The organism is Bacillus sp. L75, from assembly GCF_003676355.1.
In the GTDB taxonomy this organism is placed as follows: Bacteria; Bacillota; Bacilli; order Bacillales; family Bacillaceae; genus Bacillus; species Bacillus velezensis.
The window spans coordinates 432156-451066 of record NZ_ML064903.1; the positions used below are offsets into that span (position 1 = coordinate 432156).

18 protein-coding genes are annotated in these 18911 nt (G+C 45.7%); 11 read left to right on the forward strand and 7 right to left on the reverse strand.

Going from position 1 to position 18911, the window contains the following annotated elements; all coding sequences use genetic code 11:
* The first annotated feature begins 11 nt into the window (after positions 1-11).
* Entirely contained in the window at positions 12-1127 is a 1116-nt protein-coding gene (locus D5S11_RS08450; RefSeq protein WP_003153237.1) for a tripeptidase T, read from the forward strand.
* Between the two features lie 114 nt (positions 1128-1241).
* Here the strand turns inward: D5S11_RS08450 and D5S11_RS08455 are convergent, their stop codons facing one another.
* Both D5S11_RS08455 and D5S11_RS08460 read right to left on the reverse strand, forming a co-directional pair.
* A complete protein-coding gene (locus D5S11_RS08455; protein ID WP_020956057.1) occupies positions 1242-2078 on the reverse strand; it encodes a membrane protein insertase YidC in 837 nt (278 codons plus the stop codon).
* Positions 2079-2110: 32 nt separating this feature from the next.
* Positions 2111-2392: a hypothetical protein gene (locus tag D5S11_RS08460; protein WP_003153239.1), complete on the reverse strand. Its 282-nt coding sequence runs from the start codon at positions 2390-2392 to the stop codon at positions 2111-2113.
* A gap of 75 nt (positions 2393-2467) precedes the next feature.
* Between D5S11_RS08460 and D5S11_RS08465 the strand changes: the two genes are divergently transcribed.
* Together D5S11_RS08465 and gndA are read left to right on the forward strand one after the other, a co-directional pair.
* The gene (locus D5S11_RS08465; RefSeq protein ID WP_032866389.1) at positions 2468-3712 is read left to right on the forward strand and encodes a DNA polymerase IV; all 1245 of its coding nucleotides are present in this window, start codon (positions 2468-2470) and stop codon (positions 3710-3712) included.
* 108 nt (positions 3713-3820) lie between these two features.
* Positions 3821-5230: an NADP-dependent phosphogluconate dehydrogenase gene (gene gndA, locus D5S11_RS08470; protein ID WP_007408395.1), complete on the forward strand. Its 1410-nt coding sequence runs from the start codon at positions 3821-3823 to the stop codon at positions 5228-5230.
* Positions 5231-5319: 89 nt separating this feature from the next.
* Here the strand turns inward: gndA and zwf are convergent, their stop codons facing one another.
* Positions 5320-6789, reverse strand: a complete 1470-nt coding sequence (gene zwf, locus D5S11_RS08475; protein WP_043020811.1) for a glucose-6-phosphate dehydrogenase — start codon at positions 6787-6789, stop codon at positions 5320-5322.
* 208 nt (positions 6790-6997) lie between these two features.
* Here zwf and rnz point away from each other — a divergent pair, with 208 nt between their 5' ends.
* Together rnz and rpmG are read left to right on the forward strand one after the other, a co-directional pair.
* Positions 6998-7924, forward strand: coding sequence for a ribonuclease Z (gene rnz / locus D5S11_RS08480; protein WP_108724831.1), 927 nt, complete (start codon positions 6998-7000; stop codon positions 7922-7924).
* Between the two features lie 78 nt (positions 7925-8002).
* The gene (gene rpmG / locus D5S11_RS08485; RefSeq protein ID WP_003153246.1) at positions 8003-8152 is read left to right on the forward strand and encodes a 50S ribosomal protein L33; all 150 of its coding nucleotides are present in this window, start codon (positions 8003-8005) and stop codon (positions 8150-8152) included.
* Positions 8153-8201: 49 nt separating this feature from the next.
* Here the strand turns inward: rpmG and D5S11_RS08490 are convergent, their stop codons facing one another.
* From D5S11_RS08490 to D5S11_RS08500, 3 genes are all read right to left on the reverse strand, one after another.
* Positions 8202-8975, reverse strand: a complete 774-nt coding sequence (locus D5S11_RS08490) for an alpha/beta fold hydrolase (protein ID WP_012117933.1) — start codon at positions 8973-8975, stop codon at positions 8202-8204.
* Between the two features lie 113 nt (positions 8976-9088).
* Entirely contained in the window at positions 9089-10105 is a 1017-nt protein-coding gene (gene namA, locus D5S11_RS08495) for an NADPH dehydrogenase NamA (RefSeq protein ID WP_003153250.1), read from the reverse strand.
* 139 nt (positions 10106-10244) lie between these two features.
* Positions 10245-10568: a GlpM family protein gene (locus D5S11_RS08500; RefSeq protein ID WP_108724832.1), complete on the reverse strand. Its 324-nt coding sequence runs from the start codon at positions 10566-10568 to the stop codon at positions 10245-10247.
* Positions 10569-10706: 138 nt separating this feature from the next.
* On the opposite strand from D5S11_RS08500, the gene D5S11_RS08505 reads away from it, so the two are divergent.
* Positions 10707-11585, forward strand: a complete 879-nt coding sequence (locus D5S11_RS08505; RefSeq protein WP_038464085.1) for a LysR family transcriptional regulator — start codon at positions 10707-10709, stop codon at positions 11583-11585.
* 334 nt (positions 11586-11919) lie between these two features.
* On the opposite strand, the gene loaP is transcribed toward D5S11_RS08505, so the two are convergent.
* Entirely contained in the window at positions 11920-12450 is a 531-nt protein-coding gene (gene loaP, locus D5S11_RS08515) for an antiterminator LoaP (protein ID WP_007408401.1), read from the reverse strand.
* 733 nt (positions 12451-13183) lie between these two features.
* Between loaP and fabD the strand changes: the two genes are divergently transcribed.
* Genes fabD through D5S11_RS08545 form a run of 5 tightly spaced genes read left to right on the forward strand, consistent with a single transcriptional unit; the run spans position 13184 to position 18873 of the window.
* Positions 13184-15442 (forward strand): ACP S-malonyltransferase, encoded by a 2259-nt coding sequence (gene fabD, locus D5S11_RS08525; protein WP_108724833.1) that lies wholly within the window; start codon positions 13184-13186, stop codon positions 15440-15442.
* A 40-nt stretch (positions 15443-15482) separates the two neighbouring features.
* Positions 15483-16463: an LnmK family bifunctional acyltransferase/decarboxylase gene (locus D5S11_RS08530; protein WP_108724834.1), complete on the forward strand. Its 981-nt coding sequence runs from the start codon at positions 15483-15485 to the stop codon at positions 16461-16463.
* A 24-nt stretch (positions 16464-16487) separates the two neighbouring features.
* Positions 16488-16760 carry an acyl carrier protein gene (locus tag D5S11_RS08535; RefSeq protein WP_003153264.1) on the forward strand — a complete coding sequence of 91 codons (273 nt, stop codon included), beginning with the start codon at positions 16488-16490 and terminating at the stop codon, positions 16758-16760.
* Positions 16757-18121 carry a long-chain fatty acid--CoA ligase gene (locus tag D5S11_RS08540; protein WP_007408404.1) on the forward strand — a complete coding sequence of 455 codons (1365 nt, stop codon included), beginning with the start codon at positions 16757-16759 and terminating at the stop codon, positions 18119-18121. Before D5S11_RS08535 ends, D5S11_RS08540 begins: the two co-directional genes overlap by 4 nt.
* Before the next feature lie 14 nt (positions 18122-18135).
* Positions 18136-18873: an SDR family oxidoreductase gene (locus tag D5S11_RS08545; RefSeq protein ID WP_042635334.1), complete on the forward strand. Its 738-nt coding sequence runs from the start codon at positions 18136-18138 to the stop codon at positions 18871-18873.
* Positions 18874-18911 lie beyond the last annotated feature (38 nt).

Genomic DNA, 18911 nt, shown 5'->3' on the forward strand with positions numbered 1-18911 from the left:
GGGAACTGAAAATGGTAAACGAAAAACGTCTGCTTGAAGAATTTCTTGAACTCGTTCAAATTGATTCAGAGACAAAACATGAAGCGGAAATCAGCAAGGTGCTCAAACAAAAATTCACTGATTTAGGGTTGAGCGTAAAAGAAGATGATACAAAAGAAGTGACGGGGCATGGAGCCGGCAACTTAATCTGTACGTTAAAGGGCACAAAAGATGCGGATACGATTTATTTCACATCGCACATGGACACGGTTGTCCCGGGCAAAGGCGTTAAGCCGATTGTGGAAGACGGCTATGTAAAATCCGACGGCACGACGATTCTCGGCGCTGATGATAAGACGGGTCTTGCCGCAATGTTTGAAGCCATTAAAGTGCTGAAAGAACAAAACATCGAGCACGGCACCATTGAATTCATTATCACGGCCGGAGAAGAATCGGGATTAGTCGGGGCAAAAGCAATGGATCGTTCAGACATTACCGCGAAATACGGTTTTGCGCTTGATTCAGACGGAAAAGTCGGTAACATTATTGTAGCCGCGCCGACACAAGCGAAAGTGAGAGCAACCATTTTCGGGAAAACGGCTCATGCGGGGGTAGAACCGGAAAAAGGCATCTCCGCGATTACCATCGCATCAAAAGCAATCTCAAAAATGCCGCTCGGCCGCATTGATAAAGAAACAACGGCTAATATCGGACGTTTCGAAGGCGGCACGCAAACCAATATCGTCTGCGACCAGGTTGATATTCTGGCTGAAGCGCGTTCATTAGTGCCTGAAAAAATGGAAGCGCAAGTGCAGAAAATGAAAGAAGCTTTCGAATCTGCTGCAGCTGAGATGGGAGGCCGCGCGGAAGTGGACATCGCGGTCATGTATCCGGGTTTCAAATATCAGGACGGCGATCAGGTTGTGGAAGTCGCGAAAAAAGCGGCGGCAAAAATCGGCCGGCCGAGCGAACTTCAGACAAGCGGCGGCGGAAGTGACGCAAACGTCATTGCCGGCCACGGCATTCCGACAGTCAACCTGTCAGTAGGCTATGAACAAATCCATACGAAAAATGAAAAAATGCCGATTGAAGAGCTCGTCAAAACGGCGGAAATGGTCGTTGCCATTATCGAAACAGCGGCCAACTAAAAACGAAGCACCCAGTTGATTGGGTGCTTTTTTCATTCTTCATAATAATTGGCTTAAAGCCTTGCAGATACAAGAAAAAAACCCTGCCGGATAGGTTCCGGCAGGGTTTCAGTATTATGATTTGGCGGGCTCCGCCTGAGCCGCAGCTTGTTTCTTTTTATGATGCGTCTGCTGTAAAAGTACATTCTGCACTGTCAAAAATAGTCCGCTTGTAAACCAGTAAAGCGGCAGCGCAGCCGGCACGTTAAGTGAAAAAATGGTCATCATGACAGGGAAAATAAAGACCATGATTTTTGCTGACTGCATCGCGGCCGGATTTTGAGCAGCCGGTGAATATTTCTCGTTTAATTTTTGGGAAATATAAGCCTGTAAGAAATACATGGCCCCCGCGCACAGTGATACAAGAATATCAGAATGCCCTAAGCTGAACCACAGAAATGAGTGTGAAGCGATTTCCGGCGTTGAGCGGATGGCGTAATAAAAACCGATCAAAATCGGGAATTGCACCAGCATCGGAAGACATCCCATTGCCATCGGATTCAGATTGTGCTCACGGTAAAGCTTCATCATTTCCATTTGCAGTTCTTTTTGTTTCTCCGCATCTTTCGTTTGTTTCATTTTAGCCTGAATGCTGTCGACCTGCGGTTTGATCACAGCCATTTTTTCCTGGAACACCCGCTGTTTCTTAAATTGGTTCACAAACAAAGGCAATACAACGATCCGGACGATAATCGTCACCAGAATAATCGACAATCCGTACTCACCGTGGAACAGGCCCGCCACGCCTTTTAAAAGTGCCGAAAACGGCTCGATCAGGTAATCGTGAAAAAACCCGATATTCCCGAGGCCTCCCGTCTGAGTCTGAGATGTCGCTGCAAAAGCCGAGCGGCCTGTGCACAGTACGATAAAAAACAATCCGAATGCGATCCATTTTTGATATGTTTTAGACAATTATGTCTCCTCCTTTTTATCTTCACTTGCCGTTATAAAAGGAGGAAGCTGACATCTTCATCATCATTCGCCGGTGAATTCATGCGGATGACTTTACGTATCCAAGTTGTAATGCGATGATATATAATAATAAGAAAGTCTGTTCGGTTCAGCTGAACGACTGCTTGATGTTCATCTATTCGTTTCGTTCTCCAATGCTCGCCTGCGCGGCGCTCACGCAAAAGAAAAGCGATGCCGATCGCGGTCAGAGCGGGAAGAATAATTGTGAAAAAATCGACTAAAAATAAAAAGTCATTCATTGACTCAAGAATCATTTTATCACATCCATTCAGCTCTTATTTTACTACATATATATAAGGTTGTCTATGAAAGGAAAGGAGGCGCCGGGAGTGGCCGGAAAAGGGAGAATTATATTTCATATCGATATGAACAGTTTTTATGCCTCCGTAGAAATGGCGTATGATCCGTCTTTAAGAGGAAAACCTATCGCCGTTGCCGGAAACGTGAAGGAACGGAAAGGAATCATCGTCACCTGCAGCTATGAAGCGAGAGCGCGGGGCGTAAAGACCACCATGCCGGTGTGGCGGGCAAAACGCTTCTGTCCCGAACTCATCGTCGTGCCTCCGAATTTTGACCGCTATCGGAGTTCGTCAAAAGAAATGTTCAGCATTCTGAGGGAGTATACGGATTTAGTCGAGCCTGTTTCTATTGATGAAGGATACATGGATATTACGGACACACCGCACAGCCACAGGGCGTATGAGACAGCCGAAGACATTCAGGCGAGACTGCAAAAAGAGCTTTTGCTTCCGTCAAGCATCGGCATCGCCCCGAATAAATTTCTCGCTAAAATGGCTTCTGACATGAAAAAACCGCTCGGCATCACCATTTTAAGAAAAAGAGAGCTGCCGGACGTCTTATGGCCTCTTCCGATTGAAGAGATGCACGGTATAGGAACGAAAACTGCGGAAAAAATAAAAACGCTCGGCATCAAAACGATCGGTGATTTGGCAAAAGGAGATGAACATGCGCTGAAAACGCTTCTCGGCATAAACGGCCCGAGGCTGAAGGATAAAGCGAACGGCATCCATCCTGCAGAAGTCAATCCCGAGCGGATTTATGAATTTAAAAGCGTCGGCAACTCATCCACCCTGTCGCATGATTCGGCTGACTGGGATGAATTAACGGGCGTGTTTGACCGGCTCGCGCTGTCTGTGAGCGAACGGCTCCAGCGTAAGGAGGTCATGGCCTGCCGGCTGTTCATCATGATTCGGTATGCGGATTGGAAAACAGTCACAAGAAGCATGACCCTCAGCAATCCGGCTGATCAGAAAAAAGACATCATGGAAGCGGCGATGGAACTGTTTGACAAGCACTGGAACCAAAACCCGGTAAGGCTTCTCGGCATCACCGGAACGGAACTGGTTGAAAAACAGCAGGCGTATAAACAGCTTGATCTGTTTTCATTCAAGGAGGACGCAAAGGATGAGCCGATTTTTCAGATGATGAACGAGCTGAATGAAAAGTACGGCCAAAACCTGATCAGAAAAGGCGCCGTTATAAAAAAAGAAGAAAGCAAAACAAGGGGAACGAGCTTTAACAGAGACTTTTTCCAGGATGAAAAGAAAAGGTGAATAACTTGAAAAAAGGGGTTATGTATGATAATTTCTTTAGTATAAATATCATTTTATTTTAATTTAAATTTTAAAATGGTTAAACGTTTGAAGAAGGGACGTTAGAATATGTCAAAACAACAAATCGGAGTTATCGGTCTTGCGGTAATGGGTAAAAATCTGGCTCTTAACATCGAAAGCCGGGGATTTTCTGTGTCTGTATACAACAGATCAAGCAGCAAAACGGAAGAGTTTTTAGAAGAGGCAAAAGGCAAAAATGTTGTCGGTACATACAGCATTGAGGAGTTTGTCCAGTCTCTTGAAACACCCCGTAAAATTTTATTAATGGTTAAAGCGGGAACTGCAACGGATGCGACGATTCAATCTCTTCTTCCTCATCTGGAAAAAGACGATATTTTGATTGACGGCGGAAATACATACTATAAAGATACACAGCGCCGGAACAAAGAGCTTGCCGAAAGCGGCATTCACTTTATCGGAACGGGTGTATCAGGCGGTGAAGAGGGAGCGCTGAAAGGGCCTTCTATTATGCCGGGCGGCCAAAAGGAAGCGCACGAACTCGTGAAACCGATTCTAGAAGCCATTTCTGCTAAAGTGGACGGAGAAGCTTGTACGACATACATCGGCCCGGACGGAGCGGGGCACTATGTAAAAATGGTGCACAACGGTATCGAATACGGTGACATGCAGCTGATCTCTGAGTCATATTTCATTTTGAAACAGGTGCTCGGATTGTCTGCCGAAGAGCTTCACGAAGTATTCGCTGAGTGGAACAAAGGAGAGCTTGACAGCTATCTGATCGAAATCACGGCTGACATTTTCACTAAAAAAGATGAAGAAACGGGCAAACCGCTAGTTGACGTGATCCTTGATAAAGCAGGCCAAAAAGGAACGGGTAAATGGACAAGCCAAAGCGCTCTTGACTTAGGCGTGCCGCTTCCGATTATCACTGAATCTGTTTTTGCGCGTTTCATTTCCGCAATGAAAGAAGAGCGTGTGAAAGCAAGCAGCCTTCTGTCCGGACCAGACGTTAAGCCGGTCACTGAAAATAAAGAAGAGCTGATTGAAGCGGTCAGAAAAGCGCTCTTCATGAGTAAAATCTGTTCTTACGCACAAGGCTTCGCCCAAATGAAAGCCGCGTCTGAAGAATATAACTGGGATCTGAAATACGGTGAAATCGCGATGATCTTCCGCGGCGGCTGTATCATCCGCGCGGCGTTCCTGCAAAAGATCAAAGACGCATATGACCGTGAACCGGAGCTTGACAACCTGCTGTTAGACAGCTATTTCAAAAACATTGCAGAAAGCTACCAAGGCGCCCTTCGCCAAGTGATTTCACTTGCCGTAGCCCAAGGCGTGCCGGTACCTTCGTTCTCAAGCGCACTTGCGTATTACGACAGCTACCGTACGGCAGTGCTTCCTGCAAACTTGATTCAAGCGCAGCGTGATTACTTCGGCGCGCATACGTATGAACGCACAGATAAAGAAGGCATTTTCCATACTGAATGGATGAAGTAATGAAGAAGCCCCCGCAGTTATTGCGGGGGCTTTTCTGATATTAAAAACCGCGGGCCGTCATGAACGGCGCCGCGGTTTTTGATGTTTTCTTATATATTCCACCAGTGGAGACCGTCTTTTTCAAGAAGATCGTCCGAAGCTTTCGGTCCCATTGACCCGGCTTCATAATTCGGAGAAAGGGTTTTGTCGGCTGCCCACGTTTCGGAAATCGCATCGACGAAATTCCAGGAAAGCGCCACTTCGTCCCAATGCGCAAAGTTTGTCGCATCACCGAGCAGACAGTCATGGATTAATTTTTCATAGGCTTCCGGTGTGTTCATTTCATCACTGCAGTTGCTGCAGTAGTCCAGCTTAATCGGCTGAGCATGAGCGGCTCCGCCTAATTTTTTAGCGTTCAGATATAGTGTGATGCCTTCATCCGGCTGAATATGGATGACAAGCAGGTTCGGATTTACATTCGTTTCATTGCCGTAATAAAGGTTCATCGGAATGTCTTTAAATTGAACGACAATTTTCGTTGATTTTTCTTTCATCCGTTTTCCTGTGCGGATATAAAACGGAACGCCGGCCCAGCGGAAGTTATCGATCAACAGCTTTCCGGACACGAATGTTTCCGTATTGGAATCCGGTGCTACATTATGCTCATCTGTATAGCTTGGTACAGCGTTTCCGTCAATCGTTCCCGCTTGGTATTGTCCGCGGACGAAGTAGTCGCTCACTTCGTTTGGGGCGACAGGGCGGAGAGCTCTCAGCACCTTCACTTTTTCGCTGCGGATTTCTTCCGTGTTCAGTTTAATCGGCGGTTCCATAGCCAAGAGAGCGACCATTTGTAAAATATGGTTTTGAACCATATCACGGAGTGCGCCTGATTTCTCATAATATCTCGCACGATCCTCAACGCCAAGATCCTCACTTGACGTAATCTGGATGTTTGAGATGTAGCGGTTATTCCACAGCGGCTCAAACAGCGCATTCGCAAACCGGATGACTTCGATATTTTGAACCATTTGTTTGCCTAAGTAATGGTCGATCCGGTAAATTTGATCTTCCGTGAAAGCTTCGCGTATTTCTTTGTTAAGCTCTTTCGCACTCGGCAGGTCATGGCCGAACGGTTTTTCAATGACGAGACGGGACCAGCCATTTGTCGCTGTGACACCTTCGTTTTTAAGTGATTTTGCGATCGTGCCGAAAAACTCAGGAGCCATCGCCAAGTAAAACATTCTGTTGTTCGGGATTTCATATGTATGTTCAAGCTGATCAAGCAGGACATTCAGCTCCTGATAGGAACCCGGATTCGTTACATCAAACGGATGGTAATAAAAATGAGATGTGAAATCGTCTATGTCTTTTTGCCCGGCAGAAGAAACAGACGTTTTAACGGTTTCCCGGAGGTCCTCGTTTGACCAAGGTCTTCTTCCAACACCTACAACTGCAAACTCTTCACCAATTTGACCATTTTTATATAAACGGTGAATGGATGGGTAAAGTTTTCGTTTTGCCAAATCCCCTGTGGCACCAAATATTACAATTACTGCTTTTGGTTTGTCGTTTGTTTTCACTTAGAGTACCTCACTTTATCTGAAGCATGGTTTAAAACCCCGCATATTTCCTTCATTTTAAATCTAAAATTCGTTGAAAGCAAACATTTCAGCCTGTTTTTTGCGGTTTGCGGAAAAAAATTAATCAGGCCGGAGAAGGCCCGGGTGAATTCACATTTTCAGCCTGATCCTGTATCCTTAGTAGTACAAAGATCTAGGAGGAAGCATTGTGGAATTATTATTTTTAGGGACGGGGGCCGGCATGCCAGCGAAGACGAGAAATGTAACGTCCGTCGCGCTGAAGCTTCTTGAAGAAAGGCGTTCCGTATGGCTGTTTGATTGTGGAGAAGCCACTCAGCATCAGATATTACATACAACAATCAAACCGAGGAAAATTGAGAAGATTTTCATCACCCACCTTCACGGCGACCATGTTTACGGTCTTCCGGGTCTGTTGGGGAGCCGTTCATTTCAGGGCGGTGAAGAAGAGCTGACGATTTACGGGCCAAAAGGCATTAAAGCCTTTATCGAAACAAGCCTGAACGTGACGGCGACTCATCTGACGTATCCTCTTACCGTACATGAAATCGAAGAGGGGACGGTTTTTGAAGATGAGCAATTCATTGTTACCGCAGCATCCGTCATTCACGGTGTGGAAGCGTTCGGCTACCGGGTTCAGGAAAAGGATATTCCCGGCGCATTGCAGGCCGGCAGATTGAAAGAAATGAATATTCCGCCCGGACCTGTCTATCAGAAACTCAAAAAAGGCGAAACGGTCACACTTGACGATGGCAGAATCATTAATGGGCGGGATTTTCTGGAATCCCCGAAAAAAGGGAGAATCGTCGCTTTTTCCGGGGATACGAGGGCATCAGAGCGGGTAACGGAGCTTGCGCGCAATGCGGATGTGCTTGTTCATGAAGCGACGTTTGCCAAGGAAGATGCAAAGCTCGCACATAATTATTATCACGCGACGACAGAACAGGCTTCGCAAACGGCAAAAAAAGCAGGCGCCAAACAGCTGATCTTAACTCATATCAGCGCAAGGTATCAGGGAGAATCGCCGATAGAGCGTCTCGAACATGAGGCGAAAGCGGTATTTGAAAACAGTAAGATCGCATTTGACTTCATGGAGGTCACTGTGGAGCGGTCTTAAAAAATGGACGCTTGACATTTTTTTCTGATGAGATATAATAAAACGTAATAATTACGATTTGTATAAGGGGTGAAAATGATGCGTGTGAATGTTACATTGGCCTGTACAGAGACAGGGGACAGAAATTATATCACGACGAAGAACAAACGGACGAATCCGGACCGGTTAGAAATGAAAAAGTATTCACCCCGGTTGAAAAAGTATACGTTGCATCGTGAGACCAAATAGATCACGATAACAAAAGCCATTGTGCCGTTGCACAATGGCTTTTGTTTTATCAGTTTACCGCCTGATAGGCAGGAGCATTCATTTGCTGGCGCACCGCGCACCAAACATCATAAATGGCAAGGTGGACGATGTGCGGTTCATCGTGGTGAATGGCATGAGAACTGTTTTTGGCCTGAATCCATCCGCTTTGATAAGAGACATCAAGCATGCTTCTGTGCAGTTTCACCCATTGTTCATGAGCGTGCTTTAAACGCTCATCCCGCTCTCCCGATGATAAAATCAACAGCGGCATATCGCCGAAATGAATCTGCTGATGCTTGATCTGACGAAGGCTCGTCAAAAATTCCGCGTGTGATCCTTCTAATATGAACTGTTTCAAATAGGCGGCTTTCATTTCTTCGGGAAGAAGCGGAAGCACTTTCGTCTCCTGATCCTCAGAAACCGGATCAAGCATCACCATCCCGAGAATATCCCGGCGGTTCCGGCTCGCCCAAAGTCTGCTGATAATCGCGCCGTATGAATGCGAGACGACAAGATAAGGAGGCTTGACGCCGGCCTTCAGAAGAAGAGCGTTTAATTCCTGTACCATGTGGTCCGCCGTTCTCTTGTTTCGGCTTTGTCCGCTTTTGCCGATTCCGGCTCTGTCATATGTGAAAACCCCAAATTCTTCATCTATGTCAGCGAGTAATGATGTCCATGTTTCAGAAGAAGTGCCGTAGCCGGCTTCAAAGACGATCGTCACTTCGCCGGCGCCTTTACGGTGTTTCGTATAAAACGGACACCCGTCAATCAGATATGTCCTTTCCATCCATGCTGCTTTCATTGGAGTCATCCCCTCTAATTGGTTCTATAGGGAAGACGGAGAAGCTTCGGCAATCGTTTCTCAAAAAATAAAAAAAGAGACAGCCGGATCGAAAAACTCCGGCTGTCACTTCATCACCATGCTCTGTCGTATTGAACCGGTGACGGTATTTCAGTATTCAGCTGCTTCGCTGCACTCCTTGCAAAGTGCGGATCGCGCAGAAGTTCTCTTGCGACAAAAATAAGGTCAGCGCGGTTGTTTTGCAGAATTTCTTCCGCCATTGTTCCCGTCGTTATCAAACCGACGGCGCCTGTTGCGATTTCGGCCTGTTCACGGATTTTCTCTGCGAAGCTCACTTGGTAGCCTGGGAAGACATTAATATCAGCTTGAACGAGTGCGCCTGAGCTGCAATCAATGAGGTCGACTCCCTGTTCTTTCATCCACTTCGCAAAACCGATATGATCTGCAATGTCCAGCCCTTTGTCTGTATAATCCGATGCAGAAATACGGACAAATAACGGGCCGTCCCAGACTTCCTTGACGGCTTCAATGGTCTCGCCTAAGAAGCGGTAGCGATTTTCATGTGAGCCTCCGTATTCGTCTGTACGGTGATTGGACAGAGGGGACAAAAATTCGTGCATTAAGTAGCCGTGTGCCGCATGAAGTTCAATAATGTCAAAGCCGGCTTCTTTCGCGCGCGCCGCTGCCTGTTTGAATTCCTGAATGGTTTCTTTAATTTGTTCTGTCGTCATTTCAGCCGGTGTTTTGGACTGCTCATCGAACGGAATGGCTGACGGAGCGTAAATGTCTCCCTCAAGCTCAGCTTTACGTCCGGCGTGCGCAAGCTGAATGCCGATTTTAGATCCTTGCGCTTTCACTTGTTCCGTCAGTTTGGCAAAACCTTCGATATGATCATCGCTCCAAATGCCCAAATCCTGATCGGAAATGCGCCCTTGAGGATTAACGGCTGTCGCTTCCACGATAATCAGGCCGACCTGTCCGATTGCACGCGATATGTAGTGCGCCATATGAAAAGGCTGCAGTTTTCCGTCCTTCTCATGTGAGGAATACATGCACATCGGTGCCATAACAATACGGTTTTTGATCGTTACATCTTTAACGGTCCATGGTGTGAATAATTTTCTGGCCATTTATTTCGCCTCCCGGAATGTTTTTAGACATTGATTATAACAACTCATGATCATTCAGTCATATAAACTGCTCACAACTGAACACATCGTTCTTATTGTTCTGGACGGGCATTTTTTTATACACAGCGTGGCCGTATCTTCATAACAGGCATTTACAGCCGATCATATAGCAAATATAGATGAGAAACGCACCGATGACTGCGTGGCCTCCTTTGAACCAGTTTGTCAGGATGAAAATACAGCTGATGAAGATCACCGCGCCGAAGGCACCGAATATTCCGTTTTTTTGAGCGGCTCTGAAATCGTCGGGGCTCATATTTTTCAGCTGCAAGTGAATATTCAGTAACGTCATGATCGGCAGCAATGTGATAACGCCTGATAAGAATAAGTATTTCGATTTGCTTAAATACGCGGCGGCCACCATAACGGTGCCGCCGATAAAAAATTGAATGAGAAAACTCATGCTGAAACGCTCACCTTCTGTTTGTGATCAAGTATAATGATGGAGACATTGCCATTTTATTTTTGATTGATGTATAAGTAAACTAAATATAACTAATGCATTGGATAATAAAGAATGATATCTGGGAGATGAAGCCGGTTGGATTTAAAGAAGCATTTAGCCTTTATTAAAACGGTTGAAAGCGGCAGCCTGACCCAAGCCGCTGCCATATTGAATTACACACAGCCGAACATCAGCCAAATGATCAGTAAATTAGAGGAAGAGTACGGTTTTCCGCTTTTGATCAGACAGCGGCATGGAGTGAGGCCCACCGCAAATGGCTTGAAAGTGTTACATATTATGAAGGAAATTCAAAAAAACTATGAAAAACTGTCTGAAACCGTTGATAATATTAATGGGTTAGAAAGAGGGGAAGTCCGGCTCGGCACTGTTACGAGCGTGGCGGTAAAATGGCTGCCGAAAATTTTGAGGGAATTTAATGAGCTGTATCCTTCCATTAAGGTGCATTTGTTTGAAGGAAATTCTACTGAACTGGAAGAATGGCTGAAAGATGACCGGATTGATGCGGCGATCGGCACATCCCACAGCGAGAGGTGGCATTTTTACCCGTTGGCCGAGGATCAGATTGTAGCGGTGATGAGCCCGCAGCATGAATTGGCGCAATGTGAAACGGTTCCGTTACATGTCATGGAGTCCGTCAAATGTATCGTGCCTTATCCGGAGACACATTTTGATGTGCTGAAAGTGCTGAAGGAAGAAAAGATTACGCCGCGGGTCGCTTATCAAATCAGAGGGGATGAAGCGATTATTGCAATGGTGCGGAACAATCTGGGGGTCAGCATCTTGCCGCAGCTTTTGGTGAATGATTGTGATGTGCTCATCAAACGGTTTGACCGGTATGTCTCCAGGCAGCTCGGCATTTTGACAGCTCATGCAAAGGAGACGCAGACACCTTCTGTCCAGAAACTGATTCAATGCATACAAGAATGGGTTGCGGTCCGTCAGGCTTCTGTCTGAAGAAGCCTGCTGAACCGTTTAAGCCGGTTCAGCATAGTAGACCAGCATAAAATATGTCACCGGTTCATCCGAGGAATTAAAATAACTGTGCGGCATCGCCCGAAGTCAGCACATGCTTTTCGTCATCAAGCTCAACCGTCAATTCACCGCTCTTGATTAAAATGTATCTTCCCCTAAATGTGATTTTGCCTCATGGGCGCAGCCCGGCTTCAGGTCAACTATGTCAAAAAGTTTGACCGTGACGGTGGTGAGCGGGGTTATTTCGGTGTCGGGCTTTCGTTTGTATATAAAAAGGGCATCAACGGCACATGCTGTTGATGCTTTTTTTGAAATGCTAGGGTTTGGAGAGCACTTCAATTCCGACGTTGACCATTTTGTCCAGTCCCATAAAAGACAGGCAGATTTTGGCGCGTCTTTTTCTTTTATCGATCTTTTTAATAATGCCTTCCATTCCTTTAAGAGGCCCTGAGGCAACGGTTACTTTTGAATTTTCAATATAGACTTTTGAATAATCTACAGTGTCTCCTTCTCCGATCAGCCTAATGATAGGGAGGATTTCTTCATCCTTAATTGTCGTGAAATAGGTTTTACGCTCTTTGGAATAATATGCGCCGTTATTCACGATTCTGCATGAAATGGGGAGTTCTTTGATTTTATGAAATGTCCGCTCTGTCATCTTCGTTTTAAACAGCACATATCCCGGAAACATCTTTTTGAGTGCCTCGTATTTGATTCCGGCTTTTCGTTCTGTGACTTTTTTCTTGGGTATGATTGAGTAGAGAGCCTGCTCATCAAACTGCAGACGCAGAAATTTTTGAACTGTTTCTTCTTTTCCGGACTCTACAAAAAGTGCGTACCATTTCATGACTGGGTCCTCCTTAGAATAATAAGAAATTATTATACAAAGAAAGTATTTAATGGATAGTATTTAAAGTGATTAAAAATTTTTCTAATTCGTCTTTTTTTTACATAATATATGAAAATGAAAAATAAGTATAGACCCAATTGACAGAGAAGCGATGAATTTTCTTTGACATGAATAGGGTTCAGGGAATTATCTGACATTTATCCCGAAACAATTATGCCGACTGTCCACCGAACATAAAACTGTGGAATAAATGTCAGAAAATAACGAAATAAAGCCTTGACATTATTATCTATAAATTGATATTATTCTCTTTAAATAGCAACTATTTGTTAAATTTATTAAATTGATGTAAAGCACCTATTAAATTTCAATCGCTGTTTCGGCACGTTGAAGAGGAAATAGGGATTATAAAAATGATTGTAGTGTATATATCTACATATACATGATAAGGGAGAAGTGTGCCGTCATGGCTGTTTTCGGGCATATTGGCACTGCAGCTTGTCATGCGAAACATTCAGTAAACAAGCAAGATGTCTTTATATAAATTATGTTAGAAAAGGAAAACACAATGCGTTTGCGATTTTTAAACCTGTGCTGAATCGCAAACGCGTTTGTGTTTTTATTTTTATGCCGGTGTTTACACCAGTCAATATATGAAATAAGAGACGTTTTTGTATGGAGATCCACATGTGATGTACAAAATTGGCGATGCGGAAAGGATGAGGATAAGATGCTTACGTTTGTGTTCCCGGGGCAGGGTTCTCAATTTAAAGGAATGGGAGCCGGACTGTTTGATGAATTTCAAGATCTGACACGTCAGGCCGATGACATATTAGGCTACTCTATAGAAGAATTGTGTCTGGAGGATCCGAATCACCAGCTGGGGAAAACGCAATTTACCCAGCCGGCGTTATATACGGTGAGTGCACTCAGTTATTTAAAGAAAATGAAAGAGTCCGGCAGAGAGCCTGATTACGCCGCAGGGCACAGTTTAGGAGAATATAATGCGTTATTTGCGGCCGGCTGCTTTGATTTTGAGACCGGTTTGCAGCTTGTGAAAAAAAGAGGGGAGCTCATGAGCAAGGCAGCTCCCGGAGGCATGGCGGCGGTTTTGGGGTTTACCGCTGAACAAGTAAAAGAGGTTCTATCCGATTATCATCTGACCGGCATTGATATCGCTAACCACAATTCACCTTCGCAAATTGTGATCGCCGGAACGAAACAAGACATTGAAAAATCGGGCCCCGTCTTTGAAAAAGCCGGCGTGAGAATGTACCTTCCTTTAAATGTGAGCGGCGCCTTCCATTCCCGCTATATGAAAGATGCTGAAAAAGAGTTCGCGGATTATTTAGAAGAAACGGCGTTTTTGCCTCTTCGTTTTCCGGTGATCTCAAATCTTCATGCCGCACCTTATAAGAATGATGAAATCAAAACAAATCTGACTTTGCAAATGACCAATCAGGTAAAGTGGACGGACACGATACGCCGTCTGATGGGACTTGAAAATAATGAAATTGCAGAAGTCGGGCCCGGGGAAGTGCTGACAAAACTGACGAGTCAGATTAAAAAAGATGCCGTCCCATTACCTATGCCGAAAGAAGAGTCTGATACTGCTGATGTTAAAGCATCGGCAGCTGATCCGCAAAAAACGGCGGGAATGAGATTAGGGAACGAAGATTTTAAAAAAGATTATAACATCCAATATGCTTACATGACGGGCTCCATGTACAGGGGAATTGCTTCGGAACAGATGGTCATTAAAGCGGCAAAAGCGGGAATGCTGGGCTTTTTCGGAACGGGCGGATTGAGTATCGAACGGATCGGACAGGCCATCGGAACCATCCGGTCTGCACTGCGGCAAGGGGAAACATTCGGAATGAATCTTCTTCATCATATGATGTCACCTGACAAGGAAGTCAGAATGATAGATTTATATTTGAAAAACGGCATTCATCTTATTGAAGCATCGGCATTTATGGGCATAACCCCCGCTCTTGTTATATACAGGGCAAAGGGATTAAGCAGGAATCATGACGGGGCGGTGTCAGTTCAAAACAAAATCATCGCGAAAGTATCCCGGCCTGAAGTCGCTGAGGCCTTTCTGAATCCGGCTCCGGCTCATGTGCTGGAAAGACTTGTGTCTGACAATCGGCTGACAGCCGGGGAAGCGGCGCTTGCAAAAGAAATTCCGATGGCTGATGACATTTGCGTTGAAGCGGATTCAGGAGGGCATACCGACCAAGGGATTCCGTATACATTAATGCCTGCCATGATCAGACTCAGAGACCGCATGATGGAGAAGCACGGTTATACGAAAAAAGTAAGAATCGGCGCAGCGGGCGGCATCGGCACTCCGGAAGCGGCTGCTGCCGCGTTTCTGCTCGGCGCCGAATTTATCGGAACCGGTTCTATTAATCAATGCACGGTCGAAGCCGGGACAAGTGATTCAGTGAAAGATCTGCTTCAGGAAGCGAACGTGCAGGATACGTCATACGCTCCCGCGGGAGATATGTTTGAAGCGGGAGCAAGGGTGCAGGTGCTGAAAAAAGGCCTGTTTTTCCCGGCAAGAGCCAATAAACTCTTTGACTTGTACAGACAATACAATTCTTTAGATGAAATAGATGAAAAAACGAAAACATTAATTGAAGAAAAGTATTTCCAGCGCAGTTTTGAAGAAGTGTATGAGCAGTTGAAACGTGATAAATCTCCTGAGCAGATCGCCAAAGCCGAACAGAATCCGAAACACAAAATGGCGATGGTATTTAAATGGTATTTTTCTCATACGACAAGGCTCGCTCTGGAAGGAAAAAGCGAAAGTAAAATAGATTACCAAATTCATTGCGGCCCTGCGCTCGGCGCGTTTAATCAATGGGTGAAAGGAACCCCGCTTGAAAATTGGAGAAACAGGCATGTCGATCTGATCGGCAAACAGCTCATGGAAGAAACAGCCGGCCTTCTTGCGCAAAGGCTGGTATCGATTACAGGCTGAGTATGACCAGACATTACATTTTTTCTGCGGAGGACAGACCATGCTGATTGAAAATCATGAATTAACGATGAGCCATGTCGGGTTAGGGAATTTGAATGAGTACGCGCTGCTGCTGTTATTCGGCAACGCACACAGTCACCATTTAACGGACGGAACAGGATTCCGGCCTGATCAGATGGCCGATCACCAAGGGCTGATTTTGTATCCGGCTTATTTTATGACACATCTCAAAGTTCCTACAGATCAGCCTCTTGATCAGTACCGATTATGGGACGAGGTTTCCGTCGGAGTCGATATCTCCCGGTTTGGAGAAACCATATTAGAATCTGATTATTTGTTCGGGCCGAAAGGAGCGGTCAGCTCTGATAAAAGCGAGTGGGACCGGGGACGGTTTCCTTCTATGAAAGCCAATAGTTTAATTGTCGTCGACGTCACACAAACAGAAGGTTCGACGCGCAAAGTCTCAGCGCCTAAGGCTGAATGCATTGCGGAACTTTCTAAGCTAGCCAAGCCGCCTTACGCCCTGATGCGGTCAAAGAAAATCAGAACGGACGCCTTCGGAATGAAGCCGGGCAATCTCAAAACAGCAGACCCCGTTTCATATCGGGTTCCTGTTGATCAGGATGCTGCGCCCGGGCATGCCATGGTGTTTGCGAAATTCAGCAAGATAATGGATGCGGCGGAATTTGAATGGATGACGCGCCGGTCGAAGCCGGGTTTTCCGGTTTCAATCGCGCGGCATTTATTTTTGCTTGAAAGAGAGACGTATTATTACGGAAATTGTTTTGCAGATGAAGAGCTTGATATTTATATGACGGGACACATTGAAGAATGCGATCCCGACTTTCACGGTGAGTCCCTCGGTATGATCTCAGTGGCGAAAATCAGCTATCAGATTGAAGTCTATATGAAAAGAAATCATACATTGCTGGCCATTTCCAAGGTGGACAAGCTGCTGGCGGTGCCGACCTCTTCACAAGATCATATTCCGGATTATAAGCGGGTCATCAGAAGTTTATAAAATGAAGAATGGAGCTGAAAGCAAATGGAACAAACCAAGGAAATGAAGCAGATCATCGCACAAATCATTCAGGACATTCAAGAACAGCAGTCATATCGGGCCGTCGAAGCGGGGGATGATGTGAGAGTCATAGAGGATCTGGGCTTCTCATCACTGGATATCGCTCAATTAGTCGCACAGATGGAGATGGAAACCGGAGTAGATCCTTTTTCCCAAGGAGAAACGATTTCCAGCATTACAACCGTCGGCAGCATTTGTGATATTTATCAAAAATATATGGACAGTGCTCAATCATGAAAACAGAAAGCGGGGGAGATATCAGCTGGGTGACTGATAAGCTTAGGGAAACGCAAGACAGTGAGTTTCTCATTTTTAAAGGGCAGACTTTTACGTATGATGATTTGCTGACACGAATCAGCTTTTTTCAGAAAGAACTTGAACAAAACGGAATACGTGAAGGAGAATGTGTGGCGCTTATCGGGGATTATTCCCCGAACGCCATTTTTTTGCTGATGGCGCTTTTGTTAAACCGAAATATCGTTGTCCCTCTCAGCAATGAATCAAGGGAAAAGCATCTCGATATGTTTGAAGACGCGAAAGTGAATCAAATCATTGAAATAAATGAAAATGACAGCTGGACGCTTCGTGCAGGTTCTGAAAGCGCCTCTCACCCTCTGCTTGATGACCTGCGCGAGAGAGGGGAGTCAGGCATTATTATTTTCACATCGGGAACTTCCGGCAAAAGCAAAGCATCCGTGTTAAGCGCCGGCCGGCTGCTTGAAAAATATAAAACGGCGAAGAGAAAACCGCTGCGTACGCTCATTTTTCTGAAATTGGATCATATCGGCGGCATTAATACGCTGTTTGCGATTCTGTTTAACGGGGGGACCATCGTCACATCAGACAGCAGAACGCCGGAGTCCGTTTATCAGGCGGTCGACAAGCATGCTGTCCAAGTGCTCCCCGCCACCCCGACCTTTTTAAACATGCTGCTGATGTCCAAGGCGGATGCCGGCTATAACCTCTCTTCACTCCGGCTGATCACTTACGGCACAGAACCGATGCCCAAATCAACGCTGCGCGGCATTCACCGGCTGTTTCCGGATGTACGGCTGAAACAAACATATGGATTAACTGAACTGGGTATATTCTCAACGAAATCAAAAGACAGCCAATCCACTTGGATGAAAGTGGGCGGTGCCGGAACAGAGACCAAAATTACCGGAGGCACGCTTTGGGTCCGTTCTGAGTCGGCGATGCTCGGCTATTTAAACGCACCGTCACCTTTCGATGAAGACGGCTGGTATGACACCGGTGACCAGGTGGAAACAGACGGCGAATATATAAGAATCCTTGGAAGAAAGAGTGAAATCATTAATGTGGGCGGAGAGAAAGTGTTTCCGGCAGAGGTGGAAAGCGTCTTTCTGGAGATACCGAATGTCCGGGATGTTCTCATAACGGGAAGAAAAAATCCGATTACGGGCGAGATTGTCGCAGCAGAGGCCGTGCTTGAAAAAGAGGAAGATATCAAATCTTTCAGAAAGCGGGCCGTAGCTCATTGCAAACAGAAGCTGCAGCCATATCAGATACCGCAGATCATCTCTGTTACAGATCGGAAACTGTCTAATGACCGATTTAAAAAAATAAGAAACGTGTAAAACAGGAGGCAAATATGAATAACGGAAAAGTAGCGGTCGTCAGCGGAGGAAGCCGGGGGCTCGGAAAAGCGATTGTACATACGCTTTTGGATGAGGATTACAAAGTAGCCGCTTTCAGCCGCAGTGAATCTGATTTTATTAACACATTGAGAGAGAGTGAAAAGTACCGCGGCCGCTTTTATTGGGAAGCGGCGGATGCGGCGGATGATGCCGCCATGAAACAGTTTGTTCTTCAAGTATACCGCAAGTTTTCCAGAATAGACGGCTTGGTCAATAACGCCGGTTTGAACCTTGATCAGCTGCTGCCCCTGACCAATGATGAAGACATTGACCGCATCCTCAATCTGAATATCGGCTCAGTCATCAAGCTGACCCGAAACGTATCCCGTGTCATGCTGAAACAAAATTCCGGATCAATCGTTAACATAAGCTCCATTATCGGCTCAAGAGGATTTAAAGGCACTTCAGTTTACAGCGCATCCAAAGCGGCTCTTGACGGCTTGACGCGAAGCCTGGCCAGGGAGCTCGGGTCTAAAGGAATCCGTGTCAATTCACTTGCGCCCGGTTTTGTGGACACCGATATGACGAAAAATATGCCGGAAAAACAAAAATCGCAGATTATCAGAAGGACGCCGATGGGGCGTTTAGGCGAAACAGACGATATGACCGGACTCGTTCGTTTCCTGCTTTCTCCTGAATCGTCCTTTATGACCGGACAGACAATGGCAATAGACGGCGGATTAACTTGTTAAAGCACAGAAAAATTCTTTTGTACAAGGGATGGTATCCT